Origin of the sequence: Photorhabdus heterorhabditis (assembly GCF_018448905.1) — a bacterium.
GTDB classification, from domain to species: domain Bacteria; phylum Pseudomonadota; class Gammaproteobacteria; order Enterobacterales; family Enterobacteriaceae; genus Photorhabdus; species Photorhabdus heterorhabditis.
This window is the reverse complement of the sequence record NZ_RCWA01000065.1, coordinates 1-10,699: the sequence shown is the minus strand read 5'-3', so window position 1 is coordinate 10,699 and position 10,699 is coordinate 1. Positions and strand designations below refer to the sequence as shown.

11 protein-coding genes and 2 pseudogenes are annotated in these 10,699 nt (G+C 50.4%); 9 read left to right on the top strand and 4 right to left on the bottom strand.

Annotated features, from left to right (window positions below; translation table 11 throughout):
- From EAE89_RS21745 to EAE89_RS21735, 3 genes and pseudogenes are all read right to left on the bottom strand, one after another.
- Positions 1-226 (bottom strand): annotated as a pseudogene (locus EAE89_RS21745) (IS110 family transposase); the annotation flags it as partial.
- 298 nt (positions 227-524) lie between these two features.
- Positions 525-902 carry a type II toxin-antitoxin system VapC family toxin gene (locus EAE89_RS21740; RefSeq protein WP_214086566.1) on the bottom strand — a complete coding sequence of 126 codons (378 nt, stop codon included), beginning with the start codon at positions 900-902 and terminating at the stop codon, positions 525-527.
- Entirely contained in the window at positions 902-1,105 is a 204-nt protein-coding gene (locus EAE89_RS21735; RefSeq protein ID WP_015834907.1) for a type II toxin-antitoxin system VapB family antitoxin, read from the bottom strand. The genes EAE89_RS21740 and EAE89_RS21735 overlap by 1 nt, the downstream gene beginning before the upstream one ends.
- Before the next feature lie 624 nt (positions 1,106-1,729).
- Between EAE89_RS21735 and EAE89_RS21730 the strand changes: the two are divergent.
- Positions 1,730-2,460: pseudogene (locus tag EAE89_RS21730) on the top strand (FAD-dependent oxidoreductase); the annotation flags it as partial.
- Between the two features lie 32 nt (positions 2,461-2,492).
- Here EAE89_RS21730 and EAE89_RS21725 read toward each other — a convergent pair.
- A complete protein-coding gene (locus EAE89_RS21725) occupies positions 2,493-2,645 on the bottom strand; it encodes a hypothetical protein (protein ID WP_161804260.1) in 153 nt (50 codons plus the stop codon).
- A 1,085-nt stretch (positions 2,646-3,730) separates the two neighbouring features.
- Here EAE89_RS21725 and tssB point away from each other — a divergent pair.
- The 8 genes from tssB to EAE89_RS21685 all read left to right on the top strand — a co-directional run.
- Positions 3,731-4,276 carry a type VI secretion system contractile sheath small subunit gene (gene tssB / locus EAE89_RS21720; protein WP_083451974.1) on the top strand — a complete coding sequence of 182 codons (546 nt, stop codon included), beginning with the start codon at positions 3,731-3,733 and terminating at the stop codon, positions 4,274-4,276.
- A 42-nt stretch (positions 4,277-4,318) separates the two neighbouring features.
- A complete protein-coding gene (tssC, locus tag EAE89_RS21715) occupies positions 4,319-5,851 on the top strand; it encodes a type VI secretion system contractile sheath large subunit (protein WP_214086565.1) in 1,533 nt (510 codons plus the stop codon).
- Positions 5,852-5,864: 13 nt separating this feature from the next.
- Complete coding sequence (gene tssK, locus EAE89_RS21710) at positions 5,865-7,214, top strand: type VI secretion system baseplate subunit TssK (protein ID WP_214086564.1); 1,350 nt, start codon at positions 5,865-5,867, stop codon at positions 7,212-7,214.
- Positions 7,211-7,876, top strand: coding sequence for a type VI secretion system protein TssL, short form (gene tssL / locus EAE89_RS21705; RefSeq protein WP_214086563.1), 666 nt, complete (start codon positions 7,211-7,213; stop codon positions 7,874-7,876). Before tssK ends, tssL begins: the two co-directional genes overlap by 4 nt.
- A complete protein-coding gene (locus EAE89_RS21700) occupies positions 7,765-9,624 on the top strand; it encodes an OmpA family protein (protein ID WP_244866688.1) in 1,860 nt (619 codons plus the stop codon). The genes tssL and EAE89_RS21700 overlap by 112 nt, the downstream gene beginning before the upstream one ends.
- A 5-nt stretch (positions 9,625-9,629) precedes the next feature.
- Entirely contained in the window at positions 9,630-10,121 is a 492-nt protein-coding gene (locus EAE89_RS21695) for an Hcp family type VI secretion system effector (protein WP_214086562.1), read from the top strand.
- A gap of 243 nt (positions 10,122-10,364) precedes the next feature.
- Positions 10,365-10,505, top strand: a complete 141-nt coding sequence (locus EAE89_RS21690; RefSeq protein ID WP_161804269.1) for a hypothetical protein — start codon at positions 10,365-10,367, stop codon at positions 10,503-10,505.
- The coding region (locus tag EAE89_RS21685) for a hypothetical protein (RefSeq protein WP_214086561.1) at positions 10,502-10,699 on the top strand (198 nt) is incomplete at its 3' end. The genes EAE89_RS21690 and EAE89_RS21685, both read left to right, overlap by 4 nt.

Here is a 10,699-nt window from a genome sequence, read left to right as displayed (position 1 = left end):
AAATCAGCTTGGCCTCATGCCCAAAATCAGCGATCCGTCTTGCCATGAAATGCGCGCCCGCACAGGCTTCCATCACCACTATTGCCGGAGAGCAGCCAGCTAAGAATTCCATCAATTTAGTTCGGGTAAATTTTTTACGCGGCAACGCTTTTCCTGATTGATCCTGACAATGGATATGAAAGGAATGCTTGCCAAGATCGATGCCAATCAATGCGATAGTGCTCATGATGGTGGCCTCTTAAATAAAAAATAAATCACACGCTGTCAATATATCGCTAACAGGGTGAGGGCGGCCATCTCATTAGTGTGGGGCACTTTTTTAACTCACTATAAATTAAGCAATTAAGCGTGCTTATCAGATAGCGGTGAGAACCACTCAATCGCCACAATTCCCCGTAACCTGAGTGGTTAAACTATTTTATCCAGCTTTCATCGAATCCATGCCCCACATTTTTTTACGCTCTCATGGTTCCGTTACTCTTCAAACCCCAAATCCCGCTGAAAAAATAATTATAAGTTTCCGGTCAATGAATCGGCTGATAACTCACATTAAGACGTTTAGCCAATCTCTCAAGTCGCTTATCCAATGTCCAAAGTCTTGCTCCTGGCGTTATTAAGGTTGATGCCAGCAACGTAATATCAATAAAACCACATCCAAGCCCGTACAGTTTTTCATTTTCAATAAACGCCATCACTTCTGCAATACTGGCCTGGTGGCTCGGTGGTAAGAGACCTAGATCACCTAGTGTTCGCAGTCTTGGAGCCGGAGGGGTACCACATGCTATCTCTGCCAATACCATTGGATGAATCAGAACCAGATTCCGGCTGAGCAACTGAATCAACCCATCATTCCGGTTTTTAAAATGGTCAACCCAGACGGATGTATCAACCAAAATAGTCATTATGCGGATGGCTCCTCGCGGCGGCGGGGAATCGTCTGCATTTCAGGCGACGTACCGCCGAGCGAAGCGAGCCGCTTTGCCGCCTGCACCTGTACAAACGTTTTCACCGCTTCCCGGAAAATATCAGCTTTGTCCATGCTAGGATCGGCCATTTCCAGCGCCTGTGCATACAGCACATCATCAATCGTGACAGTAGTTCGCATTTGATTACCTCATTGATTCAGATATTGATGCAATATTGCATCAATATCTGAATCAATGCAAGAGCATAAATCATTGGGGACAATTTTGTTAACCTATCACCATTTGAAGAGGGTTGGGAAATGGATAAGTCACTGACTGAAATAGTTAGATAATTTTAACATCATGGAACGGGGTCTGACGCTCAGTGGAACGAAAACTCACGTTAAGCAATATCTTCCTCCTTTGACGCTTCTTTTAATGGCCTCAGATGACCTTTTGTCACCTGTTCTGCCAGCGGGAAGGAATAATGGCCGAGTATATTTATATGTCCGTGGCAAAGTGGGGAAAGGCGTGCGATATCATCATTATGTAGTGTTTCGCCCTGTGCCGGGTCAGTGCAGGAACATTCGATCTGATCAGCGGTTCCAGACTGATGACGGTGACGCGTTCCGCTGGGTGCTTGTCTTCTGGGACTACTGGCCGTGATCGTTTGTTCAGCGGATGCCGATTTCCTTTTCGTATAAAGAGCAAAAGGAAACAGGGACTAAATTGGTCTCTGTTTATTGACAGGGTAAACAAGGACTATTCTTGCCAAGATTTTCCCGCGTCTTGAAAAAGCGGGAATAGTCACGGCAAGTGAAGGCGTGCGCGGCGGGGGACTGACCGGTCTGGAGAGTGCGACGGAAATGCCGCAGCGACTGCGCGCCATTCTGGGTAGTGAAGATGTGCGGGTGGTGATTGTTGATGGCGCAGCAGAAGTCGGTGCTGGCATGGGTGCTGAGGCATCTGCGGTTATTCAGCAGGCACTGTATGAGTGTGGTGTAGAACCCCGCGTCGGTGTGCGTGTTACCGCGGTCGATGCTGACAGCGTTACCCTGTCTGACGGTGAACGGATTGCTGCTGGCACGGTGGTATTGGCCGTAGGGATGAGTGCAAATCCGCTGACGGAACAAATTCCGGGTGATCGGGATAACAGCGGGCGCGTCTTGGGGGATGCGTACCTGCATGCGCCGGCTGCTCCGGGGATTTTTGTGACCGGTGACACTGTGAAGGTGCCGACGGACAACGCGGGTAATTACAACGTGATGTCCTGCCAGCATGCCATGAGCCTCGGCCGTGTTGCCGGGTATAATGCGGCGGCGGAACTGACGGGATTACTACTGCACCCCTACAGCTAGCCGAAATATGTGACCTGCCTCGACCTAGGTGCATGGGGGCATTATTCACTGAGGGCTGGGAGCGCAGGGTACTTGTTACCGGTATGGAAGGTAAAAAAATTAAGCAGGAAATCAATACCCAGTGGATTTACCCGCCAGCTGCTGACCGCAATGCCCTGTTCTCCATTGCGAACCCTGATTTTGTGATTGTTCCGTAGTTACAGGTGACGGGAGCGGAAACGCTTCCGTCTTATTCACCCTCCAGACAGAGGGGTAACGTCTTATCGTCGAACGCGCGCCACCCCTGCGTTGAAGGAGAAGCGACTCGATGGCAACGGCGGGTATCCCGGCATGTATCATTTACGTTACGACCATCATTATTTATATGTACCCTTTCATACATTAGCGCAACACCGCTTTATAAGAGGTGTCAGCGGTCTGTGACGATTTTATCGTCTCTGGCATTTGGAATTTATGATTATTTCTAACATTTGTATGGGAATAAATTTACAATCAATCATCTGCGTCAGTTCAGTTTGCAGGGATTTCGGGGGTTAATGCGGGAAAAAGAAGGTTATCGGGTTGAATATCAAGGCGAATCTCAAGTGTCTTAATGAAGCCAGCGGAAAAAGGCTATGAGCAGAAACGAGAAATTGCTGGGGGAGCTTCTCATAAATTATTCGTTTTTAAGTATAACTTATGAAATAAAATAATCTGCGCAGTAACAACCTTGAATTGAACGAGTATTTACTTTGCAGTGGTTTTAATTTATATCATGATTATACTTATTTGTCTCGTTATTCGTTATAGGGATGGGAAAGTAAATAAGAGTAGCGCTAATAGTAAGAAAATGATGTTAGACGATATCGTAATAATACTCTCATTAACCTGTCTGGTTTTATTTGTGAAAATTATTATATGTCCGCCTGATGACAGTAAAATTATTTGATCCTGTTTTAATATGTACAGCGGAATTTATTCTCATTTGCATAACGGAATAGATAATCATTCTTTTTTACATCTATTTTGTTGTTAAATTGCCAGGTTGAAAATGGAATGTTTATCGTGATCAATGGCATCATTAATTGATTAAAAATCAAATGATTATATTATTTTTATCCATGAGTCATCTGGTTATAACAGAGAAAATAATCTGATTCATATGATTAAAACAAAGGCAATGTTTTATTAAAATAAATCAAATCTCGTTTATATTTGGTTTGTTGATTATATTTCTTTTCTCTTCTTTACTGTAATTTACATATTATTGTTTTTAATCAAAAAGTGCTTTTTGATTAAAATTATCTTGATTTTATTTAATTATGTTTACAAAATTGCCTATTCAAAGAAATAGCTCGTCGGGTCAGTGCCTTTATTTATTTCGACGAGACTTGTCGGTGTTATCTTATTTTCTGCCCGGCTAATTGCCTGTTCGTAAATAGCTAAGTCCGGTTTTCTATTTCTGAAATCTGTTATGGCATGACCCTCATGCTGTCGTCTTATCTTGTTTTTATTATTATTATTGAGGAGCTGCTTGTGGCCCAGAGTTTTCAAAACGAGATCCCCAAAGCCCGTATTAATATCAAGTTGGATTTGCATACGGGCGGTGCGCAGAAAAAAGTGGAATTACCCCTGAAATTATTGGTGATGGGAGATTACAGCAACGGACAGGAACAGCGACCGCTCTCGGAAAGAGACAAGGTTGCTATTAACAAAAACAATTTTGACAGCGTACTGGCTGAATTCAGCCCCACCCTTAACCTGACGGTTGAAAATACTCTGGCGGGTGAGGGAAGTGACGCCAATATCGCGCTGGCTTTCCGGCAAATAAAAGACTTTGAGCCTGAGCAAGTCGCCCGGCAAATTCCGCCGTTACGGGCGTTACTGTCTATGCGCAATCTGCTGCGCGATCTGAAATCCAACCTGCTTGACAACGCCACGTTTCGCCGGGAACTGGAGCATATTCTCCAGGATGACCAGCTGAGTGAGGAACTGCGGACAGAACTCGCCGCCCTGGCGCCGCCACAAGCGTGATAATCCCCCTATTTTTACAAAATTTGAGTTAAGGATAAATTAATGGCAGTCCAAGAACCGGCTACATCTGTGGCGGCAACCCCGACCCACAGTGAAGGTAGCGTCTATCAATCTTTATTTAAGAAAATTAATTTACAGCCAGTCGAACGTTTGAATGATTTCGATCTTTTTCAGAACAATGATGCGTTGGCTGATGTGACAACGGATGAGCGGGTGACGGCGGCGGTCAGCGTTTTTCTCTCGCGGTTGAAAGCGTCGGCGCAAACAGTGAAGCGGCTGGATAAAGCCTTACTGGATCAGCATATCGATGAACTGGATAACCAAATCAGTCGCCAACTGGATGTGGTCATGCACCACCCGGCATTCCAGCAGGTGGAATCCGCCTGGCGCAGCCTGAAATTTCTGGTTGACCGGACGGATTTCCGTCAGAACGTCAAAATTGAAGTGCTGGATGTGATGAAAGCGGATTTGCAACAGGATTTTGATGATGCGCCCGAAATTGTGCAAAGCGGTTTCTATCGCCATACCTACATTCAGGAATACGATACGCCGGGCGGTGAACCGATTGGCTCGGTGATTGCCAACTATGAATTTGGTGCCGGCTCACAGGATATTGCCCTGTTGCGCAATATCGCTAAAGTGGCGGCAGCGGCACATATGCCCTTTATTGCGGCTGCCGGCCCCGCTTTCTTCGGCAAGGAAACCATGGAGGAAGTCGCGTCAATTAAAGACATGGGTAACTACTTTGACCGCGCTGAATACATCAAGTGGAAATCCTTCCGTGACAGCGACGATGCCCGTTACATCGGCCTGACGTTGCCGCGAGTATTGGGGCGTTTGCCGTATGGCCCGGATACGGTGCCGGTGCGAACGTTTAATTACATTGAACAGGTCAAAGGGCCGGACCACAATAAATACTTGTGGACTAATGCGGCGTTTGCGTTTGCGGCCAACATGGTGAAAAGCTTTGTCGGAAATGGCTGGTGTGTGCAGATCCGCGGGCCACAGGCGGGTGGGGCGGTGACTGATTTGCCGATCCACCTCTACGATTTGGGGACCGGCAGTCAGGTTAAAATCCCGTCAGAAGTGATGATCCCGGAAACCCGTGAGTTTGAATTCGCCAATCTGGGGTTTATTCCGCTCTCTTACTACAAAAATCGCGATTATGCCTGCTTCTTCTCGGCTAACTCAATGCAAAAACCGGCACTGTATGACACCGGCGAAGCCACGGCTAACAGCCGGATTAATGCGCGCTTGCCGTATATCTTCCTGCTGTCCCGCATTGCCCATTACCTGAAATTGATCCAACGGGAGAACATCGGGACTACCAAAGATCGGCGTCTGCTTGAAATCGAACTGAACAACTGGATCAACACGCTGGTGACGGAGATGACCGATCCGTCTGACGATCTGCAAGCCTCGCATCCACTGCGTGAAGCGCGGGTGGTCGTTGAAGATATTGATGACAATCCGGGATTCTTCCGGGTCAGGCTGTATGCGGTGCCGCATTTTCAGGTTGAAGGGCTTGACGTCAATCTGTCGCTGGTTTCTCAGATGCCGAAAGCCAAAACATAAGAGGGGGAACATCATGAAAATAGATCGTCCTCTCTGGGTAACGGGGACCATTTTATCGCCCCAACAGTTTCAGCAGCAGGCCCGCTGGGAGGCTTATACGAACCAGTGTATTGCCCGGTTGGGATGGGTGCATCCCTGGGGCGTGCAAACTGTGGTGTTTGATAAAGATGCCTTGGCGCTGGGACAGTTAAAGGCTGATCACCTGTGTGTACGTTTTGCTGATGGAACGCTGATTGATACCGATCGCGCTGACGGGTTACCGCCAGTATTAAAATTGGCGTCGGTTCTGCCAACCGAGGCGCAACAGGCCACGGTGTTGCTGGCATTGCCGCACACGTATGCTAACGGCGGAAATTGTCTTAAACCCGATGAACAGTCTGACCGTCCGGTACGTTACCGGCAGGAGTGGGTACCGGTACAGGATGAATTCAGTGATTGTCGTGAATCGATGGCGGTGGCGCGTTATGCCGTATCACTGCGTTTTGACAGCATGGAAAACGGACAATATCTCACCTGCCCCGTCGTCCGTCTGTTGCGTGATGCTCAGGGTAACTGGGCCTTTGATGAACAGTTTATGCCGCCATTATTGCGTGTGGGGGCGAATGCTGGGCTGATAAACCGGCTCGACCTGTTGCTGACCCGGTTGCGGGCTAAACAGACCCGGTTGATGGGGATGCGCCGTGAAAGCAATGAGCGGATGGCAGATTTTGCCGTAGCGGATGTGTCGTTGTTTTGGCTGCTCAATGCGCTTAACAGCTATGAGCCGGTACTCAGTGATTTTCTGGCGCACGCGGATGTGCATCCAGAGCTGTTCTACCGTGAAATGGTCAAACTTGCCGGTAGTTTGCTGACCTTTTCGTTGGATCATGATGCCGGGGTGATCCCCCGTTATCAGCACGATAATCTGAGCGCAGTGTTTTCACCATTGTTTGACTTGCTAAATCAATTGCTGGAAACCAGCCTGCCATCGCGGATGGTGGCGATTGAGTTGAAAAAACCGGGAGAACAGCAGTGGTTGGGGACCTTGCATGATGCCCGTTTGTGCGAAGCGGCAGATTTTTATCTTTCGGTCCGTTCGTCAATACCGGCGCATCAGTTACAGACCCGGTTTCCATTGTTATGTAAAGCTGGGGCACTGGACGATGTTGATCGGATGATTAACCGGGCATTGACGGGTATCCCTTTGATCGCACTTAGCCATGTGCCGGCGGCGATTCCGTTACGGCTGGAGAACCAATATTTTGCGCTCGACCTGAGCCATCCGGCGGCTAAAGCTATGCTGGCGTCGGGTGCCTGTGCTTTTTACGTGCCTAGTATTCTGGGTGATATTCAGCTTGAACTGTTTGCGGTACTTCGGACATGAATTCATCACATTTATCGACTCAAAAAAAACCGCAACCGGATATTGATGCCCTGTTGCAAAACAGCTACCTGCTGGTGACGGCCCTGTGCCAGGACGTGCCGGTGGAGCAGGGGGACACGGTATGGCAACTCTGTATCCGCGAGATAAAACGGGTTCGGCAGGAACTGCGTGATGCGGGCATCAGCGAATCCGCGATTGAGCATATCAGTTACGCTCAGTGCGCCCTGCTGGATGAAACCATCCTGAAGCGGGCGAAGGATGCGGGGTATACGGCCTGGCGTGCCGCCTCGTTACAGGCTTATTTCTTTGATACTGCGGAAGCGGGCAACCAATTATATGAGCGGATACGCACCGTTTTGCATGAGCCTGCCCCTAATAAGGCGGTGCTGACCTGTTTTCATCGGGTGCTGATGCTGGGGTTCGAAGGTCATGGTCGGGAAGATACCCCTCTGGTTCGGGAACAACTGATCACCCGTTTAAATGAACAGGTTGTGCCTTTTGGAACAACGCAATCTTCACCCCTGCTGGATTGTGTATCTCCGTCGGGTGATTGGCAGTACGCCGTTGCCCGTCGGCTGGTCGTGACGGTGGTCGTGTTGGCCGGTGTCTGGTGGGGGCTGAGTCAGTATCTGGCGACGCTATTCCCGGGGCTGACACGATGAGTATCATGCTGCAACGGGGACTGTGGGTATGGGGGGCGGGACTGGCGCTGTTGCTCTGCTTGATCTGGTTGCCCTTATCACCCGCAGGCCAGTGGGTGGGGGTAATCATCATTGTGCTCTGCACACTGACCGGCGGGTTTTATACCGGACGATCTCAGCGACGGAAACGACATGATGATCTATCGGCATTGCTGCCACCGGAAAGTGACCGTCACCCGGTGGTGCTGGTGTACAGCGACATTCAGGACAGCTTGTTTGGTGAAGCGTGGTTACGTCAGACGTCGCAGGGTTGCTGGTTGTGCTTGCCGTCTGGCATGTCTCTGACTGACAGCGTGGAAACCTTGCTGGCTGCCCGGCCATCCTGGGGTGGACAGTTGAGCGTGATGGCGGTGATCAACCCACAGCAATGCGGTGATGCGGCAATGTTGGCCGGTCGGGTACGGGAGCTGCGCTGGCAGCTTTCTCAGGTGCGCCAGCGACAGAATATTGCGCTGCCTTTACTGCTGGCCGGTTATTTGGCTGATGGTTGGCAACAACCTGATCCGACGTGGTTTGAGTGGTTGGCGGGACAATCCACCGTCACGGTCTGGCAGGAGAAAATGCCTTTTCAGCCGTTAGCGAATTGGTTGAGACAGGGCCAGATGACCGAACAGATGGTGCGTTTTCAACGCGGGGTTGAGTTGACTGGCTGGGCTGACTGGATGAAAGAATACGTATTACCGGCTTGTCTGACCCCGGAGGATGGGCTGCCGTCCTGTCCACCACGGGCCATGATGTTAACGTTTGTGCCCGCGTTACCTAACCCGTTAACCGGCCATCTCTGGCAGCAATGGTGGCAGAGCAGAACGGCGCTGAAGGGGGCGGGTAATCCGCGCAACCAGTCAGGGACGATGGAAGCGGTGCCGGCACTGCCTTTCCCGGACCAGGCACTGCGTCTGTTGCCGGTGGGGACGGTGCTGACCCCGGTACAGCGGGCGCAACGCAGGGCAATGGGACTCTTTTTGCTGGCCGGGATGACGGCGCTGGGCTGTTCAGCCTGGCATAACTGGCGGTTATTGCGTCAGGTAGAGGGTGACCTGTTGCACTATCAGTCTCTTGCCATTAAGGAGAAGAGCCACAGAGCGCAGGCGGTAGCGGTACTGCGGGCGGATGACAAATTGCTTGAGGCATATTACCGCGACGGAGTGCCGTGGCGTCTGGGACTGGGATTGTATCAGGGCGCACGGTTACGTCCGAGGTTGCAGGCGGCTATTGCCCGTTACGCGGCTGAGCCAGCGGAGAAAAAGCCGGTGACGACAGTCATCCCGCAGACCATTAGTCTGAACAGTCTGGCGCTGTTTGATGTCGGTCAGGCGAAACTGAAAGCCGACTCGACCAAAGTGTTAGTCAATGCGTTGATGACCATCCGCGCTAAACCGGGCTGGCTGATTACGATTACCGGCTATACCGATTCTACCGGTGATGCCGCGAAAAACCGGGTGCTATCACTGGCGCGGGCAGAAGCGGTACGCGACTGGCTACAACACACCAGCGACATTCCGCTCGCTTGCTTTGCAGTACAGGGCGAAGGCGCAACGCGACCGATCGCCACCAATTCAACCGCTGCGGGGCGTACTGCCAACCGCAGAGTTGAAATCCGTCTGGTACCTAATGCAGTCGCCTGCCAGCGACCGCAAACCGTACCCGGCTTTTTATCAACAACAACGTCGCCGGTGCAGGCGACCTCACACACTCAAAAACAGGAGTAATACTTATGGCTATCCCCGCTTATTTGTGGTTGAAAGATGACGGTGGTGCAGACATCAAAGGGTCTGTGGATGTACAGAACCGGGAAGGCAGCATCGAAATTGTGGCGCTGGAACATGCGCTGCATATCCCGACGGACAACAATACGGGCAAGCTGACCGGCACCCGCGTGCACGCGCCGCTCGTGTTCACGAAAGAAGTCGATTCATCAAGCCCCTATTTGTATAAAGCGGTCACCTCTGGCCAAACCCTGAAATCAGCGGAAATCAAGTGGTACAAAATTGATGACGCGGGTCAGGAGAAGGAATATTTCAACACCCGACTGGAGAACGTGAAGGTGGTGAAAGTGGCGCCGCTGATGCATGACATCAAAGATCCTGCCAAAGAGAAACACAACCATCTGGAACAGGTTGAGTTCCGCTACGAAAAAATCACCTGGACGTACAAAGACGGCAACATCATTCACTCGGATGCGTGGAATGAGCGCTGTCAGGCGTAATGGCTGATCGGCTGCTATGTCGGAGGAATGGCAGCCATTTAATCCAACCGGTGCGGCGTTATTGCTGCGCCGGTTGATCGCGGGTACTGGGTAGGCGAGCCTTCCAGACTAACCATTTTAATCCCCGGGGACGGGCACATTTTGAGCAAAAAATCACGGATGAGATTCAGCCATGCGATAGCTATGGCAAAACGGTTTATTTCTTGAATGTGGCCTGACCTCTTATTAACACCGGAACTTTATATGGATACGGTATCGACTTCATTATTGTGTCGCTTAAATCCCTATTGCGCGCAGACATTGAACGCGGCAGCGGTACTCTGCCAGATATGGGCACAGGCTGAAATCATCCTGACCCGCATTGAAACGGAGAGTCAGCCATGATCCCTTCAACGCCAGTGGTCATCTTTGATCACAGTCGCTATCGGCTGAAAGTCTGGAATAACACGGCACCGCTGGATGTGCTGGCGTTTACCGGACAGGAATATTTAAGCCAGCCTTTTTGCTACACCATTGAATTTACCAGCCCGGAGAAGGCGATTGCGCCGGCGCAGATGCTGATGCAGGACGCCTCATTT